Raw genomic sequence first — 23,760 nt, forward strand, 5'->3', positions numbered from 1 at the left:
CATGAGTCGTAAACAAATGGCCCTGTTCGAACCGTCGTTAGTTCGTCAGGCCCTCATGGATGCGGTTAAAAAGCTGAGCCCGCGCGTTCAGTGGCATAACCCGGTGATGTTTATCGTCTGGGTCGGCAGCGTGCTGACTACCGTACTGGCCGTGGCCATGGCAACGGGCCATCTGCCGGGAAACGCACCGTTCACCGCGGCCATTAGCCTGTGGCTGTGGTTTACCGTGCTGTTTGCCAACTTTGCGGAAGCGCTGGCGGAGGGCAGAAGCAAGGCGCAGGCCAACAGCCTGAAAGGGGTGAAAAAGACCGCCTTTGCCCGCAAGCTGCGCGAGCCGAAATACGGCGCGCAGATGGATCACGTTCCGGCGGACGAGCTGCGCAAGGGCGACGTGGTGCTGGTGGAGGCCGGTGACATCATCCCCTGCGACGGAGAGGTCATTGAGGGCGGCGCGTCGGTAGATGAAAGCGCCATTACCGGGGAATCCGCGCCGGTGATCCGCGAATCGGGCGGCGACTTCGCCTCCGTGACCGGGGGGACGCGCATTCTCTCCGACTGGCTGGTGATCCAGTGCAGCGTAAACCCAGGCGAAACCTTCCTCGACAGGATGATCGCCATGGTGGAGGGCGCCCAGCGCCGCAAAACGCCGAACGAAATCGCCCTGACCATTCTGCTGGTAGCGTTAACCCTCGTCTTCCTGCTGGCGACCGCCACCCTGTGGCCGTTCTCGGCCTACGGCGGCACCGCGGTCTCCACCACCGTGCTGGTCGCACTGCTGGTCTGCCTGATCCCGACCACCATCGGCGGCCTGCTGTCCGCCATCGGCGTGGCCGGGATGAGCCGGATGCTGGGCGCGAACGTGATCGCCACCAGCGGACGCGCCGTGGAAGCCGCGGGCGACGTCGACGTGCTGCTGCTGGACAAAACCGGGACCATCACCCTCGGCAACCGCCAGGCGTCGGATTTCCTGCCCGCGCCAGGGGTGGATGAAAAAACGCTGGCCGACGCGGCGCAGCTCTCTTCGCTTGCCGACGAAACGCCGGAAGGCCGCAGCATCGTGATTCTAGCGAAGCAGCGCTTCAACCTGCGCCAGCGGGACGTGCAAAGCCTGCACGCGACCTTTGTGCCCTTCACCGCGCAGACGCGCATGAGCGGCATCAACATTCAGGATCGCATGATCCGCAAAGGCTCCGTGGACGCCATTCGCCGCCACATAGAGGCGAACAACGGCCACTTCCCGCCGGAAGTCGACGCGCTGGTGGAAAGTGTCGCGCGCCAGGGGGCGACCCCGCTGGTGGTGGCAGAAGGCTCGCGCGTGCTGGGCGCGATTGCGCTGAAAGATATCGTCAAGGGCGGCATCAAAGAGCGCTTCGCTCAGCTGCGCAAGATGGGGATCAAGACGGTGATGATCACCGGGGATAATCGCCTGACCGCGGCGGCCATCGCCGCCGAAGCGGGCGTGGATGATTTTCTCGCAGAGGCCACGCCGGAAGCCAAGCTGGCGCTGATCCGCCAGTATCAGGCCGAAGGACGCCTGGTGGCGATGACCGGCGACGGCACCAACGACGCGCCCGCTCTGGCGCAGGCCGACGTGGCGGTGGCGATGAACTCCGGTACCCAGGCGGCAAAAGAGGCGGGAAACATGGTCGATCTCGACTCGAACCCGACCAAGCTGATCGAGGTGGTGCACATTGGGAAGCAGATGCTGATGACGCGCGGCTCGCTTACCACGTTCAGCATCGCCAACGACGTGGCGAAGTATTTCGCCATTATTCCTGCCGCGTTTGCCGCTACCTATCCGCAGCTCAACGCGCTGAACGTGATGCACCTGCACTCGCCGTCATCGGCCATTCTCAGCGCGGTGATCTTCAACGCCCTGATTATTGTCTTCCTGATCCCGCTGGCGCTGCGCGGGGTGAGCTACAAACCGCTGACCGCCGCCGCCATGCTGCGCCGCAACCTGTGGGTTTACGGCCTGGGCGGGCTGGTGGTGCCGTTTATTGGCATCAAGGTTATCGACGTGCTGTTGACCCTCTTCGGGCTGGTTTAAAAGGTGAATCAAATGACGATGTTACGTCCCGCTATACTTCTGTTTATTCTGCTGTCTCTGATTACCGGCGGGCTTTACCCGCTGGTGACCACCGCGCTGGGCCAGTGGTGGTTTACGGACCAGGCCAACGGCTCGCTGATTATGCAGGGTGGCGAAAACCGCGGCTCGCGCCTGATTGGGCAGAACTTTACCGACGCCCGATACTTCCAGGGGCGCCCTTCCGCCACCGCGGAAAGCCCGTATAATCCAATGGCATCCGGCGGCAGTAACCTGGCGGGGAGCAACCCCGAGCTGGATAACGCCGTTGCCCAGCGCGTTGCCGCGCTGCGTAGCGCAAACCCGCAGGCCGACCGCGAGGTGCCCGTGGAGCTGGTGACCGCTTCCGCAAGCGGGCTGGACTACAGCCTGTCGCCGCAGGCCGTCGCGTGGCAAATCCCGCGCGTTGCCGCCGCCCGCGGGCTGACGGTGGAACAGGTAAGCCAGCTGGTGGCTGAGCACACGCAAAAACCGCTGGTCAGCTTCATTGGCGCGCCGGTGGTAAACATCGTTGAGCTAAATCTGGCGCTGGACGCGCTAAGGAAAAACTAAATGACCGACGAGCCTCTTCGTCCAGACCCGGACAGGCTGCTGGAACACGCGGCAGAAGCCCACCGCGGCAAGCTCAAAATCTTTTTCGGCGCCTGCGCGGGCGTCGGAAAGACCTTTGCCATGCTGACGGAAGCGCAGCGGCTGCGGGCGCAGGGGCTCGATATTCTCATCGGTGTGGTCGAGACGCACGGGCGAAAAGAGACGGCCGCGCTGCTTAACGGGCTTGCCACGCAGCCCGCACGCCGCATCAGCCATCGCGGCAGGCTGGTCACCGAGTTCGATCTGGACGCCGCCCTCGCCCGCCGCCCCGCCCTTATCCTGATGGACGAGCTGGCGCACAGCAACGCGCCGGGCTCGCGCCATCCCAAGCGCTGGCAGGATGTGGAGGAGCTGCTTGAGGCCGGGATCGACGTCTTCACCACGGTGAACGTTCAGCATCTTGAAAGCCTTAACGATATCGTCAGCGGCGTGACCGGCATTCAGGTGCGGGAAACCGTACCCGACCCGTTCTTTGACGCCGCCGATGAGGTCGTGCTGGTTGACCTGCCGCCGGACGATCTGCGCCAGCGCCTGCACGAGGGCAAAGTCTATATTGCCGGCCAGGCCGAACGCGCCATCGAGCATTTCTTTCGTAAAGGCAACCTGATCGCCCTGCGCGAGCTGGCGTTGCGCCGCACCGCCGACCGCGTGGATGACCAGATGCGCGCCTGGCGCGACCTGCAGGGACAGGAGCGCGTCTGGCACACGCGGGATGCCATCCTGCTGTGCATCGGCCACGGCGGCGGCAATGAAAAGCTGATCCGTACCGCCGCGCGGCTGGCGGCAAAGTTTGGCAGCGCCTGGCACGCGGTGTATGTCGAAACGCCGCAGCTGCACGCCCTGCCGGAAAATCAGCGTCGGGCGATATTGAGCTCGCTGCGCCTGGCGCAGGAGCTGGGCGCCGAAACCGCAACCCTTTCCGATCCGCAGGAAGACAAGGCGATTCTGCGCTACGCCCGCGAGCATAACCTGGGCAAAATCGTGATTGGCCGCCGTCAGCACCGCCGCTGGTTTAGCCGCGAGTCGTTTGCCGACAGGCTGGCCCGGCGCGCGCCGGATCTGGATCTGGTTATCGTAGCGCTGGACGATAAGCCGACGCCGCTGCCGAGCCGCACGCCGGACGCCCGCGGCTTCAGCGAAAAATGGCGTATGCAGATCCGCGGCTGCCTGGTTGCTATCGCGCTTTGCACCCTGATTACCGTGATTGCCAGCCAGTGGCTGATCGCCTTCGACGCCGCAAACCTGGTGATGATTTACCTGCTGGGCGTGGTGGTGGTTGCCCTCTTCTACGGGCGCTGGCCGTCGGTGCTGGCCACCGTCATCAACGTCGTCAGCTTCGATCTCTTCTTCATCGCCCCGCGCGGGACGCTTGCCGTGTCGGACGTGCAGTACGTGCTGACCTTTGGCGTGATGCTGACCGTCGGGCTGGTGATCGGCAACCTGACCGCCGGGGTGCGCTACCAGGCGCGTATCGCCCGCTATCGCGAACAGCGCACGCGGCACCTGTACGAGATGTCCAAGTCGCTGGCCGTTGGCCGCACGCCGCTGGATATCGTGCAGACCAGCGAGCAGTTTATCCGCTCCACCTTCCACGCCAGCAACCTGATTCTGCTCCCGGACGAACGCGGCCAGCTGCGCCCGCTCACCTCCGCGTCGGGCATGACGCCGTGGGATGAGGCCATCGCGCGCTGGAGCTTTGACAAAGGGCTTCCCGCCGGAGCCGGCACCGATACGCTGCCGGGGGTGCCGTATCAGATCCTGCCCCTGCGCAGCGCGGATAAAAATCAGGGGCTGGTTATCGTCGAGCCGTCTAACCTGCGCCAGCTGATGATCCCCGAGCAGCAGCGGCTGCTGGAGACCTTTACCCTGCTCGTCGCTAACGCGCTCGAACGCCTGGCGCTGACCGCCAGCGAAGAGCAGGCCCGGCTGGCAAGCGAGCGCGAGAGCATCCGCAACTCGCTGCTGGCGGCGCTCTCCCACGATCTGCGCACCCCGCTGACGGTGCTGTTTGGTCAGTCTGAGATCCTGACGCTGGATCTGGCTGCCGAAGGTTCAAAGCACGCGCTGCAGGCCAGCGAAATCCGCCAGCACGTGCTGAATACGACCCGCCTGGTGAACAACCTGCTGGATATGGCGCGCATACAGTCGGGCGGCTTCAACCTGAAAAAAGAGTGGCTGACCCTGGAGGAAGTGGTCGGCAGCGCGCTGAAGATGCTCGAACCGGGGCTGGGCGGTCGGCATATTGCGCTGAACCTGCCGGAGCCGCTTACGCTTATCCACGTCGACGGCCCGCTTTTCGAGCGCGTGCTGATCAATCTGCTCGAAAACGCAGTTAAATACGCGGGTGCAAAGGCGCAGATTGGCGTCAACGGCACGGTGAAGGACCGGACGCTGCGGCTCGAGGTCTGGGACTCGGGGCCGGGTATTCCTCCCGGACAGGAGCACGCCATTTTTGAGAAATTCGCGCGCGGAAATAAAGAGTCCGCCATTCCCGGCGTTGGCCTCGGGCTGGCCATTTGTCAGGCCATTATCGACGTGCACGGAGGGACGATTTCAGCCGAGAATCGGCCCGAAGGCGGCGCGCGATTTTGTGTTACACTTCCACTGGAAGCCCCGCCAGAACTTGATGAATTACCAGAGGATTTGTGATTAACGTCCTGATTGTTGAAGATGAGCTCGCCATCAGCCGCTTTCTGCGCACCGCGCTGGAGGGCGACGGGCTGCGCGTTCACGAAGCGGGGACGCTGCAGCGCGGCCTGATTGAAGCCGCTACCCGCAAGCCGGACCTGGCGATCCTCGACCTGGGGCTGCCGGACGGTGACGGCATCGATTTTATCCGCGAAGTGCGCCAGTGGAGCCAGATGCCGATTCTGGTGCTCTCCGCCCGCACCGAAGAGACGGATAAAATCGCGGCGCTGGACGCCGGCGCGGATGATTACCTGATCAAACCGTTTGGCATCGGCGAGCTACAGGCGCGGCTCCGCGTGGCGCTGCGACGCCACGGTGCGGCTCCCGCCGCTGACCCGGTTTATACCTTTGGCGACGTCCGCGTCGACCTGGCCGCTCGCCGCATCCTTCGCGGCGAGGAAGAGATCCACCTCACCCCGATTGAGTTCCGCCTGCTGGCGGTTTTGCTCAACAACCACGGCAAGGTCCTTACCCAGCGCCAGCTGTTGAGCCAGGTCTGGGGTCCGAACGCCGTCGAGCATAGTCACTATTTACGCATTTATATGGGCCACCTGCGCCAAAAGCTGGAAATTGACCCCGCGCGTCCTCGCCATTTATTAACTGAAACCGGTATCGGTTATCGGTTTATGCTTTGAATAATTATTCGTTTTTATTTTAAGCTAAATCACCCTCGTCTCTTATAAACCCCAAAAAAATAATGCCGCGTTATTTTTTAGATTTATTTCTGCACATGAAACACACTTCAAAAACACATCATTAACATCAAAACAACAATGCAGAACGTTAAACTGCACTATTCAATCAAAACGAATAATTATTTCTGTTTTGATCGGTTAACGGTGATCTTCTTCACAGTTAATCATCATTTCCTGGATAAAATGACCGTGCTTTCAATCATGAAAGGAATATGAACATGGAAAACAACAATCGATTAATGCCCCACATAAGGCGGACGACGCATATCATGATGTTTGCCCACCGAAACTGCTTCGACTTTCATCTCTTTAATGCCCGGTAGTCCTCCGACCGCTGGCGCTCCCATTCGCAGAAAAACCTGAAATCCCCCTACGTTACAGGCAATTGCCTGCGAACCGCTGCGCCCGTTTCCGTTGATTCAGACGCATCCGTAGCCGGACGGACTGAATTTTATTCTCAGAAAAGCAATTAGCTGATTTTTTATCAGCGGCCACGCTTTGCTTTTTTTCCGGTTAACTGTCGATTTCTTGATGAGCGGAAATCGAGGGACTCCTATTACCTAAAATAAAGAGATTATGATGAAAAGTTTAAAAATCGCCGCCAGCCGCGCCTGCCCCGACTGCTTTACCACCCACAGGGAAATAGTCGACGTTAGCGCCACGGATTATATTGACGTTGCCGCGGTCGTGCTGGCAATAGGTGATATTCAAAACGGCGTATTAGAAGAATTAGACGCTACGGGATTTACTATTCCGGTATTTGTTGCGACACACAAAGAGGAAATTGTTCCGGCGGACTGCCTGTCGCGGATCCACGGCGTATTTGAATATTCTGATACCAGCAATCATTTTTACGGGCTTCAGCTGGAGGCCGCCGCGCAGAAGTACGAAACGCAGCTGCGCCCACCGTTCTTCCGCGCCCTGGTCGATTACGTCCAGCAGGGCAACAGCGCGTTCGACTGCCCGGGGCATCAGGGCGGACGGTTTTTCCGCCGCCATCCCGCCGGGAATCAGTTCGTTGATTTCTTTGGCGAAACGCTTTTCCGCGCCGATTTGTGCAACGCCGACGTGGCAATGGGCGACCTGCTGATCCACGAGGGCGCGCCGTGCATCGCCCAGCAGCACGCGGCGAAAGTCTTTAACGCGGATAAAACCTATTTCGTGCTGAACGGCACTTCCTCATCAAACAAAGTGGTGCTCAACGCCCTGCTCACGCCCGGCGATCTGGTGCTGTTCGACCGTAACAACCACAAGTCTAACCATCACGGCGCGCTGCTCCAGGCGGGCGCAACGCCGGTGTATCTGGAAACCGCGCGCAACCCGTACGGCTTTATCGGTGGGATTGACGCGCACTGCTTTGAAGAGCGTTACCTGCGCGAACAGGTGGAACACGTCGCGCCCAAACGCGCCCGCGACGCGCGCCCGTTCCGCCTGGCGGTGATCCAGCTTGGCACCTACGACGGCACCATCTATAACGCGCGCCAGGTGGTGGACAAGATTGGGCATCTTTGCGACTACATCCTGTTTGACTCCGCCTGGGTTGGCTACGAGCAGTTTATTCCGATGATGGCCGACTGTTCGCCGCTGCTGCTGGAGCTGAACGAAAACGATCCGGGCATTCTGGTGACCCAGTCGGTGCATAAACAGCAGGCGGGCTTCTCGCAGACCTCGCAGATCCACAAGAAGGACAGCCACATAAAAGGCCAGCCGCGCTATGTGCCGCACAAGCGTCTCAATAACGCCTTTATGATGCATGCCTCCACCAGCCCGTTCTATCCGCTGTTTGCCGCACTCGATGTTAACGCCCGCATGCATGAGGGCCAGAGCGGCCGCAACATGTGGATGGACTGCGTGGTGACCGGCATTGAAGCGCGCAAGCTGATCCTCGAAAACTGCCGCTTCATCCGTCCGTTCGTGCCGGAAACGGTGGACGGACGCCCGTGGGAAAGCTGGGACACGGCTGACATCGCTACCGACCTGCGCTTCTTCCACTTTGTGCCGGGCGAGCGCTGGCACGCCTTTGAGGGCTATGCCGAGCACCAGTATTTTATCGATCCGTGCAAGCTGCTGCTGACCACGCCGGGCATCAACGCCCGCAACGGTGAATACGAGGATTTCGGCGTGCCTGCCACCATTCTCGCCAACTTCCTGCGCGAGAACGGCATCGTGCCGGAGAAATGCGACCTCAACTCGATTCTGTTCCTGCTCACCCCTGCGGAAGATATGGGCAAACTGCAGCAGCTTGTCGCGCAGCTGGTGCGCTTTGAGAAGCTGCTTGAGAGCGATGCGCCGCTTATCGACGTGCTGCCTTCTCTTTATAAGCAGCACCCGGAACGTTACGCCGGGTACACCCTGCGCCAGATCTGCCAGGAAATGCATGAGCTGTATGCCCGCCATAACGTCAAGCAGCTGCAAAAAGAGATGTTCCGCCAGTCCCACTTCCCGCGCGTGATGATGAACCCGCAGGACGCCAACTACGCCTATCTGCGCGGCGAGGTCGAGCTGGTTTCCCTGCGCGACGCGGAGGGCCGCATCGCCGCCGAGGGCGCGCTTCCTTATCCACCTGGCGTGCTGTGCGTGGTGCCGGGGGAAGTCTGGGGCGGTTCGGTGCTGCGCTATTTCACCGCGCTGGAAGAAGGGATCAACCTGCTGCCGGGCTTTGCGCCTGAGCTACAGGGCGTGTACGTGGAGGAGTGCGACGGCCGCAAGCAGGTCCGCTGCTACGTCATCAAACAACCTGAAGCCCAGCCCGCGCTGCTCAAAGGAGAGACATTATGAGTAAATCCAACAAGATGGGCGTGGTGCAGCTGACTATCCTCACCATGGTGAACATGATGGGGTCCGGGATTATCATGCTGCCCACCAAGCTTGCCGAAGTGGGCACCATCTCTATCATCTCCTGGCTGGTGACCGCGGTGGGTTCGATGGCGCTGGCGTGGGCGTTTGCCAAGTGCGGAATGTTCAGCCGCAAGTCCGGCGGGATGGGCGGCTACGCGGAATACGCCTTCGGCAAGTCCGGTAACTTTATGGCGAACTACACCTACGGCGTGTCGCTGCTGATCGCCAACGTCGCCATTGCCATTTCCGCCGTGGGCTACGGTACGGAGCTGTTTGGCGCAACGCTGAGCCCGGTACAGATTGGGCTGGCGACAATCGGCGTGCTGTGGATCTGCACCGTGGCGAACTTTGGCGGCGCGCGCATTACCGGGCAGCTCAGCAGCATTACCGTCTGGGGGGTGATTATTCCGGTGGTGGGGCTGTGCGTTATCGGCTGGTTCTGGTTTAGCCCGGCGCTGTACGCAAACTCCTGGAACCCGCACCACGTGCCGTTCTTCACCGCGGTGGGCTCGTCCATTGCCATGACGCTGTGGGCCTTCCTGGGACTTGAGTCGGCGTGCGCGAACGCGGAAGTCGTCGAAAATCCGGAAAAGAACGTGCCGATTGCGGTGCTCGGCGGCACCCTGGGGGCAGCGGTGATCTATATCGTGTCCACCAACGTGATTGCCGGCATTGTGCCCAATATGGATCTGGCGAACTCCACGGCACCGTTCGGGCTGGCCTTCGCGCAGATGTTTACGCCGGAAGTCGGGAAAGTGATTATGGGGCTGATGGTAATGTCCTGCTGCGGCTCGCTGCTCGGCTGGCAGTTCACCATCGCGCAGGTGTTCAAGTCATCGGCTGACGAAGGGTATTTCCCGAAAATCTTCTCCCGCGTGACCAAAGCGGATGCACCGGTGCAGGGCATGCTGGCGATCGTCATCTTCCAGAGCGGCCTGTCGCTGATGACCATTAGCCCGTCGCTGAACAGCCAGTTCAACGTGCTGGTTAACCTGGCGGTGGTGACGAACATCATTCCGTATATTCTGTCGATGGCCGCGCTGGTGATTATTCAGAAAGTGGCGAAGGTCGATCCGGGCAAGGCGAGAGTGGCGAACGTTGTGGCGCTGGTGGGCGCTATCTACAGCTTCTATGCGCTTTACTCTTCCGGTGAAGAAGCGATGCTCTACGGCGCGATGGTGACCTTTATGGGCTGGACGCTGTACGGGCTGGTGTCGCCGCGGTTTGAATTGACGAATAAACATAGTTAGGGAAAAGCAAAACGGCAACCCTGGGGTTGCCGTTTTTAGCGTTTTCTCCCTCTCCCTGTGGGAGAGGCCTGGGTGAGGACATGAGCCCGCCCTCGATCCACACTTACGCGTTTTTCAGCACTTCGCTGACAATCTCCACCGCTTCTTTCTCAATCTGCTGACGATGTTCAGCGCCGAGGAAGCTCTCGCAGTAGATTTTGTACGCATCTTCCGTACCGGACGGACGCGCGGCGAACCAGCCGTTCTCGGTCATCACCTTCAGACCACCGATAGACGCCCCGTTGCCCGGCGCAGCCGTCAGGCGCGCGGTGATAGGGTCACCCGCCAGCGTGCTTGCGCTGACCATCTCTGGAGAAAGTTTCGACAGGGCGGCTTTCTGCGCGGACGTTGCTGCCGCCTGAATGCGGTTGTAGCTTGGCGCGCCGAAGCGTGCTGCCAGTTCGTTGTAATGTTCCTGCGGGTTTTTACCGGTGACGGCCGTGATTTCTGCCGCCAGCAGGCACATGATGATGCCGTCTTTATCGGTGGACCACGGCGTGCCGTCGAAGCGCAGGAAGGACGCGCCCGCGCTCTCTTCGCCGCCAAAGCCAAAGCTGCCGTCGTGCAGACCGTCAACAAACCACTTGAAGCCGACCGGTACTTCCACCAGCTTGCGGCCCAGCGCGTCAACCACGCGGTCAATCATCGCGGAAGAGACCAGCGTTTTACCGACGGCCACCTCTTTGCCCCACTGCGGACGGTGCTGGAACAGGTAGTTGATTGCAACGGCCAGGTAGTGGTTAGGATTCATCAGGCCCGCCGGGGTCACGATGCCGTGGCGGTCGTAATCCGGATCGTTGGCAAACGCCAGGTCGAATTTGTCGCGCAGCGCCAGCAGACCGGCCATCGCGCACTCGGAGGAGCAGTCCATGCGGATCGCGCCGTCTTTATCCAGGTGCATAAAGCGGAAGGTCTGATCGACGTGATCGTTAACGATGGTCAGATCCAGCTTGTAATGCTCGGCGATGCGCTTCCAGTATTCGATACCGGAGCCGCCGAGCGGGTCAACGCCCAGCTTCAGGCCGGCTTTCTGGATCGCCGCCATGTCGACGATATCCGCCAGCCCTTCCACGAACGGCTGCACCAGATCCTGCTCTTTCACATGCCCGGACGCCATGGCCGCGTCCAGGGAAATGCGCTTGACGCCGTCCAGATCGGCTGCAAGCAGCGCGTTCGCGCGGTCTTCTACCACTTTGGTGACGTTGGTGTCCGCAGGGCCGCCGTTAGGCGGGTTGTATTTGATCCCCCCGTCATCCGGCGGGTTGTGGGATGGCGTGATGACGATGCCGTCAGCCAGCGGACCACCTTTTTTGTTGTGCACGAGAATGGCGTTTGATACCGCCGGGGTTGGCGTGAAGCCGTTATTCTCCTGGACAATCACGTCTACGCCGTTCGCGGCCAGCACTTCCAGTACGGAAATGAACGCCGGTTCAGACAGGGCGTGAGTATCTTTCCCAACGTAGCACGGACCGGTGACGCCGTTTTTAGCGCGCTCTTCCGCGATGGCCTGGGCAATGGCCAGAATGTGCGGCTCGTTAAAGCTGTGGCGCGCCGCGCTGCCGCGGTGGCCAGATGTACCAAACTTCACTGCGTGTTCTGCGTTGCCCACGACCGGTTTCAGCACGTAGTACTGTGCGGTCAGCTGAGCGACGTTAATCAAATCGCTTTGTTGTGCAGGTTGGCCTGCACGGCTGTGATTTGCCATTGCCTGGTCCTTCTGATGCAAGGGTTAAATTGTACCGCAAACCTTCTCAATCAATTCCGCAGGGAACTGCATAGACTGCATGATGTGTTCAACCATGCTGCACTTGCGGCCCGTATTGGTATTGGTGATGACCCAGTAAGGTGTGCCCGGGACATGTTTAGGTTTGGTTTGATTGCCGTTTTGCAGCAGCGTCTGCTCGTCGCCGGCGAAGTACACGCGGGTACGGCCGTGGAGCGATTCGGTCGCTTCAGCAAAGGCTTTGTTATCCAGTGAGTAGAGTGTAGACAGCACCAGCATAAAGCGGTTAACCGCTTTTTTCTGTTCCGCATATTCGTCAGACAGCAGCAGCTCGCGCACCGCGCGGACTTTATCTTTTACTGGCGTCGCGGCAGGTTTTGCTGACGCATTTACGCCAGGCTGAGGCGCGACCTCTTTTGGCGCGGACGTTGCGGGCTGTGCGGCGGCGGAAATTTTAAGCATGCGCCGTAAAATGTCTGACGCGCTCTCCCCGATATGCCGCGTTTGGCTGGCGATATACTGATAGAGTTCGTCATCAACTTCGATTGTTTTCATCTTAATCCAGTGCGATATCTTATCTGAATACAAGTCGTTGGGATTATAGGAGCAAATCCCAACAGCGGATAGCGTCAAACCAGGTTGGCGGCAAAAGTCGGATTAAACTGGAACCTTGCAGCCGGGCGGCAGAATGGTGAACATGATACCCTAACCTGACATACGTAAAAAAAGAACTTTGCCATGAAATTGAATACCCGAGCGCTATCTGCGCAATCGCCGAACAATAATCCCCCCATTGTCCTGGTCCACGGGCTTTTTGGCAGCCTCGATAACCTGGGCGTGCTGGCGCGCGATCTGGTGGTCGATCATGATATTTTGCAGGTCGACATGCGCAATCACGGCCTTTCCGGTCGCGCGGAGGAGATGACCTACGCGGCGATGGCGCAGGATCTGCTGGACACGCTGGATGCACATAGCCTGGAAAAAGCGACGCTCATCGGGCATTCCATGGGCGGTAAAGCGGTGATGGCGCTGACCGCGCTCGCGCCCGAGCGAATCAGCGGTCTGGTGGTCATCGACGTCGCGCCCGTGGATTACGACGTTCGCCGCCACGACGAGATTTTTGCCGCCATCAATGCGGTGACCGAGGCGGGTGTTTCCACTCGCCAACAGGCCGCCACCGTGATGCGCGAGCATCTTGATGAGGAAGGCGTGGTGCAGTTTCTGCTGAAATCGTTTGTTGACGGCCAGTGGCGCTTTAATGTTCCCGTTCTGTGGGATCAGTATTCTCACATTGTGGGTTGGGAAAGTGTTCCCGCCTGGCCGCATCCTGCCCTCTTTATCCGCGGCGGTAACTCGCCTTATGTCACCGACGCGTACCGCGACGCGCTGCTGGCGCAATTCCCTCAGGCGCGAGCCCACGTGATTGCCGGAGCTGGACACTGGGTTCACGCGGAAAAACCGGACGCCGTCCTGCGCGCCATCCGTCGCTATCTCACTGATACTGCGAATTGATTAAAAAGTCAGCGACTGGAAGGCTGCGGGCTTCCAGTCGTTGGCGTGTGGTTTTCGCTGATGTATGATGGCGCGCTTATCGCCCGGGCTTTAGCAGGGCGGCGTGTTTCCCCCGAAGTCTCAGAATCATGGCCAAAGAACAAACGGACCGTACGACACTAGATCTGTTCGCGAATGAGCGTCGACCGGGACGACCGAAAACGAATCCGCTCTCGCGTGACGAACAGCTGCGTATTAATAAACGCAACCAGCTTAAACGCGATAAAAATCGTGGGCTTAAGCGTGTCGAACTGAAGCTTAACGCTGACGCGGTTGATGCGCTTAACGAGCTGGCTGAAGCACGCAACATTAGCCGCAGCGAGCTAATCGAAGCGATGCTGATCGCCCAGCTTGATACGCTTCGCGCTAAAGTAAAAGTCTGAAAATCCCCCAAATCTCTCTTTTCATGTAGCACAGAGTGCAGTCCTGCGCGATAGCTGTTTCCGCAGGGTTGCGTGTTCTGCTATTATTGCCCTTATCCGTGGACAATTTGCGCCACCATACTATTAAGTTTCAAGAGGTTATTTTACTCATGGCAATCATCGGCATTTTCTTCGGCAGTGACACCGGCAATACCGAAAACATCGCAAAAAACATTCAAAAACAGCTCGGTAAAGACGTTGCCGATGTGCACGACATCGCCAAGAGCAGCAAAGAAGATCTCGAAGGCTATGACATCCTGCTGCTGGGCATCCCGACCTGGTACTATGGTGAAGCGCAGTGCGACTGGGATGATTTCTTCCCTACGCTTGAAGAAGTGGACTTTAACGGCAAGCTGGTCGCCCTGTTCGGCTGCGGCGATCAGGAAGACTACGCGGAGTATTTCTGTGATGCGCTGGGTACTATCCGCGACATCATTGAGCCGCGCGGCGCGGCTATTGTTGGCCACTGGCCAACCGCGGGCTATCACTTTGAAGCCTCCAAAGGCCTGGCTGATGACGACCACTTTGTTGGCCTGGCCATTGACGAAGACCGTCAGCCAGAACTGACCGCCGAACGCGTTGAAAAATGGGTGAAGCAGGTTCGTGAAGAGCTGAACCTGGACGACATCCTCAACGCCTGATATCCCTGCGGCGCGACTCCGGTTGCGCCCGTTGTCCAGGTCAAACCGATTAAATTAATTGCTACAAACTTTTAACTTTTCCGTTCAGACCTGTACAATATCCCCCTGGTAAAACGTGGGCTCCATCGAACAAGTTTGTTGGTGATACCCCATTTTTATAAGCATATTTTGCTTGAGACTTGCAGTTTTCATTTAGGCGTGGCAGTTCTATAATGAGACGCATTATCCCAAGTGCATTCTCTGTCACTTCTTCTTTTGAAGTGAATCGTTTAGCAACAGGACAGATTCCGCATGACTGACAACAATACCGCATTAAAGAAGGCTGGCCTGAAAGTAACGCTTCCTCGGTTAAAAATCCTTGAAGTGCTTCAGGGGCCAGACAATCACCATGTCAGTGCGGAAGACCTTTACAAGCGTCTTATCGATATGGGTGAAGAAATTGGCCTGGCAACCGTCTATCGTGTGCTGAACCAGTTTGATGACGCGGGCATTGTTACCCGTCATAATTTCGAAGGCGGTAAATCTGTTTTCGAACTGACTCAGCAGCACCACCACGATCACCTGATCTGCCTCGACTGCGGCAAGGTTATTGAATTTAGCGATGATTCCATCGAATCACGCCAGCGTGAAATCGCTGCGCGTCATGGTATCCGTCTCACCAACCACAGCCTGTACCTGTATGGTCACTGCGCTGAAGGCGATTGCCGCGAGAACGACCGCGCACACGACGCCAAATAATCCGTATTCATACTCTGAGCCAGCCGCGAGGTTGGCTTTTTTTTTGCCTAAAAAAGCCCGGTGGCGCTGCGCTTACCGGGCCTGCGGGCTGTGACACCTTTGCAGGCCGGTAAGCGCAGCGCCACCGGGCGTGAATACAGCGCATTAGTTATTGTTGCTGCGAATTTCCTGCCAGATTTTATCGCAGCGCTTCGCCACTTCCTGATCGTTACCGGTTTTACGCGCCTGAATGCAGGCCTGGTAATCCATCACCCGAACGTTCTCCTGCGTGGCGAACTGCTCGTGCGCCTTCTCTTTTTTCAGCACGTTCAGCACGCTTTGACAGGCCTCGATTTTTTCTGGCGAGCCTTGCGCGGTATTGATACAGGCGCTGTACGCCTCTTTTAGACGCGAATCCTCTTTCGGCCCCGGTGAGGTTGCGCAGGCCGCAAGCCCGGCGGTCATCACCGCGACAAGTACGATTTTCTTAAACATAGCCGTCTCCATTCCGGCGGGCCTTAGCCCGCCAGAGCGTTTATCAGAAGATAGTGAATGGGGCGATAACCATGAACTTCACGTCGCGCTCATCCTGGAAGATGTTGCCGTAACCACCGCCCCAGCCTGGGATATCGGAGTGGTTGTCGTACTGAGTGAAGTGCAGTTTGAACATGGTGCCTTTCGCGCGGCCGTCCTGGACGGTGTACATCGCATCAAGGCTGTACGCAGACTCTTTGATTTTGTTTGAGGCGTAGTCTTCACGCTGGCCTGCGGCGTTAATAAACCAGTCGGCCGGTTTTGCATCCCAGGCATAAACGTAGGATGCGCCGACGGCCCAACCCGCCAGATCCCAGTTTTTGAGGTCATACATCGCGCCGAAGAACACCGCCTTTTCACCGTTGGCGTTGAAGTCAGAGCGGTTATCCCACCAGATGTCCAGACGACCGTTAGAAGAGGCGTAGGTTGGCGTCATGCGCTGCAGGAAGTAGCCCTGCTGCCCTTCTGCTTTCACCCAGGTTCCTTCCAGACGCAGATCCACTACGTCGGCCACCTTGTAGCCGAAGGTCAGCGCCTGCAGCCAGGCCGTGCCGTCGTAGATATCATTAATGGTGTTGTTGTCGGCCTTATCGCGCGCCCCGTAGAACTGATAGCTGGTTGAAAGCGGAGAGCCCGCGACGTCAAACTTGTAGCTGGCTTTGGCAAAGTATTGATCGACAAAGCCTTCTGCCTGACCAAATGCTGCTTCAAGCACCAGATCATTCTTGAAATCGTATTTGGCACCGAGCGAGTGCAGGTAATCAACCTTAGTCTTGCGGTCGTTCTGGTAGAACTTGTCCATCTCAATGTGCCACGGCGCTTTGTACTCGTTGGTCCACATATATGAGAAGCTCAGCGCACCCGCGTCGCCGTAGTCGAAGTTTGCCCCGGCTTCTGCCCCCTGATATGTGCCAGGCATAAAGCTCCAGTGCGGGGCTAACAGCGTTTGGCCAGTTGGCTGAATATAACCTGCGCGAGCCCATACCGGGCCATATTTAAATTTCGCCGCCGCTTTATACAGGCTGATACCGCTTTTATCGCCGGAATAGTCTTCATCGTAGGCTTTATTGCTGGAGGAGAAGGCAATTTCGTTCGGGTGGCCGCTGTCGCCGTTTTCCGCCATTTCAATCGCGGTAAATGCGGCTATATCAAGGCCGAACATGTCCGCCGCATAGCCTGACTGGAAATCAAGGTTGGCGTTCCATGTTGAGTGAGAGAGGTTTGTTTTGTACTTATCTTCAGCGACGTCTTTACGGTCACGTTCACGCTGCCAGTAATAGATCCCCCCGGTAAGGGTAGAATCATCGATAAAACCTGCTGCCTTAGCTTCTGGAGTCACCGCTAACCCCGACAATGCTGTCACACCGGCAATAGCCAGCGCCAGCGCACTACGTTTGCCACTGAACGTACGCATAGATTATTCCTCTTTGACGAATTAAAGCGCCTAAAACGGCGAAAATATAAAAGACCTAAGGGTCAGGGGTAGTTAGAAATACCCTCGAATTAACTACCGTCTTTAGGTTATTTTTCGCGACGCGAATTATCAATGCTTTTTAGAAGGCAAAACTCAGGATTATGACGAAGTGCACATATTTAGTAGCTATTTGTAACAACTTAGATGAAGCGAGGATTTACAAGGCATAAGGGCTATTTTTACGCAATAACATGCATTATTTGCGTTTATTTTTTAAGCTCCATACCTCCTGTAAATATTACAACTTTATTTTAATAAAATAAGTAGCACGACATTGACCTGATTTTATCAGCGCGCGTGTAAGCTCATATCGTTAATGGCCTGATCGTTAAATAAAAAAACGCCGCTATAAGCGGCGTTTGTTTCTCATTGACCACTGCGGCGAAATTATTCGCCTGATTTAGCCCAGGTATCACGCAGGCCTACGGTACGGTTAAATACCGGTTTTTCCGCCGTGCTGTGGCGGCTGTCCAGGCAGAAATACCCTTCACGTTCGAACTGGAACGCTTTGCCCGCTTCAGCCGCTTTCAGAGACGGCTCAGCATAACCCTGCTTAATCACCAGCGACTGAGGGTTGATGACGGACAGGAAGTCCTCGGCCGCACCAGGGTTAGGTACGCTGAACAGGCGATCGTACAGGCGAATCTCTACCGGCAGCGCGTGGGCAGCGCTCACCCAGTGGATAACGCCTTTCACCTTGCGGCCATCGGCAGGATCCTTGCTCAGCGTTTCCGCATCGTAAGAACAGAAGATGGTGGTGATGTTACCTTCCGCATCTTTTTCAACGCGCTCGGCTTTGATGACGTAGGCGTTACGCAGACGCACTTCTTTACCCAGCACCAGACGCTTGTACTGCTTGTTCGCTTCTTCACGGAAGTCAGCGCGGTCAATCCAGATCTCGCCGCTGAACGGCACGTCACGGCTTCCCATTTCCGGCTTGTTCGGATGGTTAGGCATGGAGACCAGCTCGCTTTCACCCTGCGGATAGTTTTCGATAACCAGCTTAACCGGATCGATTACGGCCATCGCGCGCGGCGCGTTTTCATTGAGATCTTCGCGAATGCAGGATTCCAGGGAGGCCATCTCGATGGTGTTATCCTGCTTGGTGATGCCGATACGTTTGCAGAACTCGCGAATAGAAGCTGCGGTGTAGCCGCGACGGCGCAGGCCAGAAATGGTCGGCATACGCGGGTCGTCCCAGCCCTCAACGTGCTTGTCGGTGACCAGCAGGTTCAGCTTACGCTTGGACATCACGGTGTATTCGAGATTCAGACGAGAGAACTCGTACTGACGCGGATGCACAGGAATAGTGATGTTATCCAGCACCCAGTCGTACAGGCGACGGTTGTCCTGGAACTCCAGCGTACACAGCGAGTGCGTAATGCCTTCCAGCGCATCGCTGATGCAGTGGGTGAAGTCGTACATCGGGTAGATGCACCACTTGTTGCCGGTCTGGTGGTGTTCAGCGAACTTAATGCGGTACAGCACCGGATCGCGCATCACGATAAACGGTGACGCCATGTCGATTTTGGCACGCAGGCAGGCTTTGCCCTCTTCGAAGCCGCCGGCACGCATTTTTTCAAACAGCGCCAGGTTCTCTTCCACGCTGCGGTCGCGGAACGGGCTGTTTTTGCCAGGCGCCGTCAGCGTACCGCGATACTCGCGGATTTCGTCAGCGGACAGTTCGTCGACATACGCCAGACCTTTGTTGATCAGCTCCACCGCGTAGGCATACAGCTGATCGAAATAGTTAGAGGAGTAGCAGATGTCGCCTGACCAGTTAAAGCCCAGCCATTGCACGTCGTTTTTAATTGACTCAACGTATTCGATGTCTTCTTTTGCGGGGTTTGTGTCATCGAAACGCAGGTTGCATTGGCCCTGATAGTCTTGCGCAATGCCGAAGTTCAGGCAGATAGATTTCGCGTGACCAATGTGCAGGTAGCCGTTCGGCTCCGGCGGGAAACGCGTATGAACCGTGGTGTGCTTACCACTGGCCAGATCTTCATCGATGATCTGACGAATAAAGTTACTCGGGCGGGCTTCAGCCTCACTCATCGTGGATTCCTCAAAAGCGTAAACAACGTATAACGGCATATGATCTTATAAGCCGGACGTAGTGACAACCCTTAAAACGTCTCTGAAGAAAATAATGGGGGCATTTACAGCAAAAAAAAGCGGCGGAGGTTATCCCCCGCCGCTTAAGGCATGAACTCTACTCAGGAGCGATTACTTGCCTTTAATCTCATACAGCGGCGTTTGGCCCGCAACAACCTGACCTTTAGCCTGAACCACCAGGCCGCTGAAGTCGTCGATGTTGCTGCACACAACCGGGCTGATCATGGAGCGCGCGTTGGCGTTCAGGAAGTCCAGATCCATTTCCAGAACCGGCTGGCCTGCCACCACTTCCGCGCCCTCTTCCACCAGGCGAGTAAAGCCCTGACCGTTCAGCGCCACGGTATCGATACCCATATGGACAACGATTTCCGCGCCTTTTTCAGTCTCAAGGCAGAACGCGTGGTTGGTGTTGAAGATTTTCACGATGGTACCGGCAGCCGGAGACACCACGGTTTTATCCGTTGGTTTCACCGCCACGCCGTCACCGACCGCTTTGCTGGCGAACGCTTCGTCAGGCACCTGCTCAAGCGCAACCACTTCACCCGTGACGGGTGAGACCAGCGCAGCAACGGTTGCTGCGTTTGGCACAGCCTGTGGCTTAACGGCAGCAGGAGCAGCGGCCGGAGCTGAAGTCGCTTCCGCGGCGGCAACCGGGCCACGCATCACGACTTTTTTCATTTCGTCGCCGATAGATTCCGCTTTCGCACCCACAATCACCTGAATGCTCTGCTTGTTCAGTTTTACCACGCCGGATGCGCCAAGGCGTTTGCACGCGGCGTCGTTCACGCGGGAAGAGTCGACCACGGTCAGACGCAGACGGGTAATACAGGCATCAATCGCTTTCAGGTTATCGGTACCGCCAACGGCAGCAATGTAGCTGGTCGCCAGCTGTGCCAGACCTTCTTCGGTGTTGCTGTTCGCTTCTTCAGTGACCACGTCATCGGTTTTATCTTCGCGGCCTGGGGTTTTCAGGTTAAACATGCGAATAACCGCGCTGAACAGCAGGAAGTAGACGATGAAGAAGATCACGCCCATCACCAGCAGCATCCAGACGTTCTGGCTGGCGGCCGGCAGGCTGTACATCAGCACATAGTCGATAGCGCCTGCGGAGAAGGAGAAGCCGGCATGGATACCCAGCAGCGTAGCAACGAACAGGCTGATGCCGGTCAGCAGCGCGTGCAGGAGATACAGCAGCGGAGCCAGGAACATGAACAGGAATTCCAGCGGCTCGGTCACACCGGTCAGGAACGCGGTGACGGCTACGGAGAGCAGCATACCGCCAACCATTGGGCGACGCTCTTTCGGCGCAGCGAAGTACATCGCCAGCGCTGCACCCGGCAGGCCAAACATCATGATTGGGAAGAAGCCGGACATGAACATGCCCGCGGTGCCGTCACCCGCGTAGAAGCGGTTGATGTCGCCGTGGAATACCGCACCTGCGGCGTTGGTGAACTCACCGATCTGGAACCAGGCGATGGTGTTCAGAACCTGGTGCAGACCGGTTGGGATCAGCAGTCGGTTAATGAAGCCAAAGATACCGGAACCCAGCGCACCTGCGGACACGATCCATTCACCGCCAGCATGAATTGCATGCTGAACTGGCGGCCAGACGTAGCCGAAAATAGCCGCTAACACCAGGCAGAAGAAGCCGGTTGCGATCGGTACAAAGCGTTTCCCGCCGAAGAAGCTCAGGAAATCTGGAAGTTTAATGTTGGACCAGCGGTTATAAACCGCACCGCCGACCAGACCGGTAATGATACCCGCCAGCACACCCATATTAATTTCCGGGTTGATGGTTACCATCGCCTTAGTCAGTACAAAGTAACCCACCGCACCTGCCAGAGCTGCCGCACCCGCACCGTCCTTGGACCAGCTGGATGCCACACCGATGGCGAAAATCAGCGCGAGGTTATCGAAAATGGCCCCACCCGCTTGCGCGATGAAGGGAACATTTAATAAATCCGGTTGGCCGAATCGCAGCAACAGTGCTGCCACTGGCAACACCGCGATGGGCAGCTGCAATGCCCTACCGAGTCGCTGGAAAAAACCTAAAATATTCATCCGATTCCCCCTACGAGACCCACTTTTTAAGGCTCGTTCTAAACTATGTTTTTATAGTGTTACAGGCTTATAACTACCGTTGATAATTCACTGGCATCGTGAGTGTGTGAAAAATTAATTCGTATCGCAAATTAAACACCCTTTTTTTGTGAGTTTTGTCACCAAATATCGTTATTAACCCTCCCTTTCACTGGCTAACAGCGAAAACTTATTTTATCATTCAAAAAATCAAGACGGATTGATCCAGCCTGAAAGGTTCCAGGTTACGCTTAGTTCAGGTTCCGATGCCATCCGCCCACTTTTCTACTTTAACTCTTGAGGTGAACAATGAGACTGATTCCCCTGGCAACAGCTGAACAAGTTGGTAAATGGGCCGCTCGCCATATCGTTAACCGTATCAATGCATTCAAACCTACCGCCGACCGTCCTTTCGTACTGGGTCTCCCAACCGGCGGCACCCCGCTGACCGCGTATAAAGCTCTGGTCGAAATGCACAAAGCGGGCCAGGTCAGCTTTAAGCACGTTGTGACCTTCAACATGGACGAGTACGTAGGCTTACCGAAGGAACATCCGGAGAGCTACCATAGCTTCATGCACCGTAATTTCTTTGATCACGTTGATATTCCAGCTGAAAACATCAACCTGTTGAACGGAAATGCGCCAGATATTGACGCAGAATGCCGTCAGTATGAAGAAAAAATCCGTTCTTACGGTAAAATCCACCTGTTTATGGGCGGCGTAGGTAACGATGGTCATATTGCGTTTAACGAACCAGCCTCTTCCCTGGCTTCACGCACCCGCATCAAAACGCTGACTCACGACACGCGCGTAGCGAACTCCCGCTTCTTTGACGGCGACGTCAATCAGGTGCCTAAGTACGCCCTGACCGTTGGCGTGGGTACGCTGCTGGATGCCGAAGAAGTCATGATTCTGGTGCTGGGCAGCGTGAAAGCACAGGCGCTTCAGGCTGCCGTTGAAGGGAACGTGAACCACATGTGGACCATCAGCTGCCTGCAGCTGCATCCAAAAGCCGTTGTCGTGTGCGATGAACCGTCAACGATGGAGCTGAAAGTGAAAACGCTGAAGTACTTCAACGAGCTGGAAGCAGAGAACATCAAAGGTCTGTAATTGAATAACCGCCTCTCCTTTCAGAGGCGGTCGCATTTTTTAAACCGGGGGTCGTTATGTACGCTTTAACCCACGGTCGGATTTATACCGGCCATGAAATTCTGGATGACCATGCGATAGTTGTCGCAAATGGCCTGATTGAACGAGTTTGTCCGCTGGCCGAGCTGCCGCCGGACGTTGAGCAGCGCTCACTCAATGGAGCAGTGATTGCCCCCGGTTTCATCGACGTACAGCTTAACGGCTGCGGCGGCGTGCAGTTTAACGACACCGCCGACGCGGTGACCGTTGAAACGCTGGAAATCATGCAAAAAGCCAACGAGAAATCGGGCTGCACCAGCTATCTGCCAACCCTGATTACCAGCAGCGATGACCTGATGAAACAGGGTATCCGCGTAATGCGCGACTATCTGGCGAAACATCCAAATCAGGCGCTGGGCCTTCACCTCGAAGGACCATGGCTTAACATGGTCAAAAAAGGCACCCATAACCCGAGCTACGTGCGTAAACCGGACGCCGAGCTGGTTGACTTCATGTGCGCGAATGCTGACGTCATCACCAAAGTGACGCTGGCGCCTGAAATGACAGGTACTGAGGTCATCCGTAAACTGGCTGATGCCGGAATTGTCGTTTCCGCAGGCCATTCGAACGCCACGCAGAAAGAAGCGAAAGCAGGCTTCCGCGCAGGGATTACCTTTGCCACGCACCTCTACAACGCGATGCCTTACATCACCGGACGCGAGCCGGGCCTCGTGGGCGCCATTCTGGACGAGCCGGACGTCTACTGCGGCATCATCGCGGACGGTCTGCACGTTGATTACACCAACATCCGTAACGCCAAGCGCCTGAAAGGCGACAAGCTTTGTCTGGTAACGGATGCCACCGCACCGGCAGGGGCAAATATTGACCAGTTCATTTTTGCTGGTAAAACAATATACTACCGTAATGGACTGTGTGTGGACGAGAACGGAACCCTGAGCGGTTCTGCCCTGACGATGATCGAAGGGGTACGCAACCTGGTCGAACAGTGCGGCATCGCGCTTGATGAAGTGCTGCGTATGGCAACGCTTTACCCGGCGCGCGCGATCGGCGTGGATAAACAGCTGGGCGGTATTGCCCCCGGTATGGTTGCAAACCTGACGGCGTTCACACACGATTATAAAATTATTAAGACCATCGTTAATGGTAACGAGGTCGTCACTGAGTAAGT

The 23,760-nt window shown here is 57.0% G+C and carries 19 protein-coding genes; 13 read left to right on the forward strand and 6 right to left on the reverse strand.

Going from position 1 to position 23,760, the window contains the following annotated elements:
* Position 1: 1 nt before the first annotated feature.
* The 7 genes from kdpB (at position 2) to potE (ending at position 10,148) form a co-directional block, all read left to right on the forward strand.
* Positions 2-2,050, forward strand: coding sequence for a potassium-transporting ATPase subunit KdpB (gene kdpB, locus DBY73_RS12655; RefSeq protein WP_112011484.1), 2,049 nt, complete (start codon positions 2-4; stop codon positions 2,048-2,050).
* A gap of 12 nt (positions 2,051-2,062) precedes the next feature.
* Complete coding sequence (kdpC, locus tag DBY73_RS12660) at positions 2,063-2,638, forward strand: potassium-transporting ATPase subunit KdpC (protein WP_112011485.1); 576 nt, start codon at positions 2,063-2,065, stop codon at positions 2,636-2,638.
* Positions 2,639-5,326 carry a two-component system sensor histidine kinase KdpD gene (kdpD, locus tag DBY73_RS12665; RefSeq protein WP_112011486.1) on the forward strand — a complete coding sequence of 896 codons (2,688 nt, stop codon included), beginning with the start codon at positions 2,639-2,641 and terminating at the stop codon, positions 5,324-5,326.
* The gene (gene kdpE, locus DBY73_RS12670; RefSeq protein ID WP_112011487.1) at positions 5,323-6,000 is read left to right on the forward strand and encodes a two-component system response regulator KdpE; all 678 of its coding nucleotides are present in this window, start codon (positions 5,323-5,325) and stop codon (positions 5,998-6,000) included. The genes kdpD and kdpE overlap by 4 nt, the downstream gene beginning before the upstream one ends.
* 278 nt (positions 6,001-6,278) lie before the next feature.
* Complete coding sequence (gene speFL / locus DBY73_RS12675) at positions 6,279-6,383, forward strand: leader peptide SpeFL (RefSeq protein ID WP_003858645.1); 105 nt, start codon at positions 6,279-6,281, stop codon at positions 6,381-6,383.
* 256 nt (positions 6,384-6,639) lie between these two features.
* Positions 6,640-8,838: an ornithine decarboxylase SpeF gene (speF, locus tag DBY73_RS12680; protein WP_112011488.1), complete on the forward strand. Its 2,199-nt coding sequence runs from the start codon at positions 6,640-6,642 to the stop codon at positions 8,836-8,838.
* Positions 8,835-10,148: a putrescine-ornithine antiporter gene (potE, locus tag DBY73_RS12685; RefSeq protein WP_112011489.1), complete on the forward strand. Its 1,314-nt coding sequence runs from the start codon at positions 8,835-8,837 to the stop codon at positions 10,146-10,148. Before speF ends, potE begins: the two co-directional genes overlap by 4 nt.
* Before the next feature lie 103 nt (positions 10,149-10,251).
* Here potE and pgm read toward each other — a convergent pair whose 3' ends face one another.
* Complete coding sequence (gene pgm / locus DBY73_RS12690; protein WP_112011490.1) at positions 10,252-11,892, reverse strand: phosphoglucomutase (alpha-D-glucose-1,6-bisphosphate-dependent); 1,641 nt, start codon at positions 11,890-11,892, stop codon at positions 10,252-10,254.
* Between the two features lie 24 nt (positions 11,893-11,916).
* Positions 11,917-12,465: a replication initiation negative regulator SeqA gene (gene seqA, locus DBY73_RS12695; RefSeq protein ID WP_112011491.1), complete on the reverse strand. Its 549-nt coding sequence runs from the start codon at positions 12,463-12,465 to the stop codon at positions 11,917-11,919.
* Positions 12,466-12,648: 183 nt separating this feature from the next.
* Here seqA and ybfF point away from each other — a divergent pair, with 183 nt between their 5' ends.
* The 4 genes from ybfF (at position 12,649) to fur (ending at position 15,262) form a co-directional block, all read left to right on the forward strand.
* Positions 12,649-13,422 (forward strand): esterase, encoded by a 774-nt coding sequence (gene ybfF / locus DBY73_RS12700; RefSeq protein WP_112011492.1) that lies wholly within the window; start codon positions 12,649-12,651, stop codon positions 13,420-13,422.
* Positions 13,423-13,550: 128 nt separating this feature from the next.
* Complete coding sequence (gene ybfE / locus DBY73_RS12705) at positions 13,551-13,844, forward strand: LexA regulated protein (protein WP_112011493.1); 294 nt, start codon at positions 13,551-13,553, stop codon at positions 13,842-13,844.
* 149 nt (positions 13,845-13,993) lie between these two features.
* Positions 13,994-14,524, forward strand: coding sequence for a flavodoxin FldA (gene fldA, locus DBY73_RS12710; protein ID WP_003858653.1), 531 nt, complete (start codon positions 13,994-13,996; stop codon positions 14,522-14,524).
* 291 nt (positions 14,525-14,815) lie between these two features.
* Positions 14,816-15,262, forward strand: a complete 447-nt coding sequence (gene fur, locus DBY73_RS12720) for a ferric iron uptake transcriptional regulator (RefSeq protein WP_112011494.1) — start codon at positions 14,816-14,818, stop codon at positions 15,260-15,262.
* Positions 15,263-15,406: 144 nt separating this feature from the next.
* Here fur and chiQ read toward each other — a convergent pair whose 3' ends face one another.
* The 4 genes from chiQ to nagE form a co-directional block, all read right to left on the reverse strand.
* Positions 15,407-15,736, reverse strand: a complete 330-nt coding sequence (gene chiQ / locus DBY73_RS12725; RefSeq protein WP_112011495.1) for a ChiQ/YbfN family lipoprotein — start codon at positions 15,734-15,736, stop codon at positions 15,407-15,409.
* 43 nt (positions 15,737-15,779) lie between these two features.
* Positions 15,780-17,189: a chitoporin gene (gene chiP, locus DBY73_RS12730; protein ID WP_112011496.1), complete on the reverse strand. Its 1,410-nt coding sequence runs from the start codon at positions 17,187-17,189 to the stop codon at positions 15,780-15,782.
* A 447-nt stretch (positions 17,190-17,636) separates the two neighbouring features.
* On the reverse strand, positions 17,637-19,304 hold the full coding sequence (glnS, locus tag DBY73_RS12735) for a glutamine--tRNA ligase (protein ID WP_112011497.1): 1,668 nt from the start codon (positions 19,302-19,304) through the stop codon (positions 17,637-17,639).
* Between the two features lie 171 nt (positions 19,305-19,475).
* Positions 19,476-21,425, reverse strand: coding sequence for a PTS N-acetyl glucosamine transporter subunit IIABC (gene nagE, locus DBY73_RS12740; protein ID WP_112011498.1), 1,950 nt, complete (start codon positions 21,423-21,425; stop codon positions 19,476-19,478).
* A gap of 327 nt (positions 21,426-21,752) precedes the next feature.
* On the opposite strand from nagE, the gene nagB reads away from it, so the two are divergent.
* Both nagB and nagA read left to right on the forward strand, forming a co-directional pair.
* On the forward strand, positions 21,753-22,553 hold the full coding sequence (gene nagB / locus DBY73_RS12745) for a glucosamine-6-phosphate deaminase (RefSeq protein ID WP_100165290.1): 801 nt from the start codon (positions 21,753-21,755) through the stop codon (positions 22,551-22,553).
* A 56-nt stretch (positions 22,554-22,609) separates the two neighbouring features.
* Entirely contained in the window at positions 22,610-23,758 is a 1,149-nt protein-coding gene (gene nagA / locus DBY73_RS12750; RefSeq protein ID WP_112011499.1) for an N-acetylglucosamine-6-phosphate deacetylase, read from the forward strand.
* The last annotated feature ends 2 nt before the right edge of the window (positions 23,759-23,760 follow it).

The sequence above is a fragment of the Enterobacter sp. RIT418 genome (assembly GCF_003057745.1).
In the GTDB taxonomy this organism is placed as follows: domain Bacteria; phylum Pseudomonadota; class Gammaproteobacteria; order Enterobacterales; family Enterobacteriaceae; genus Enterobacter.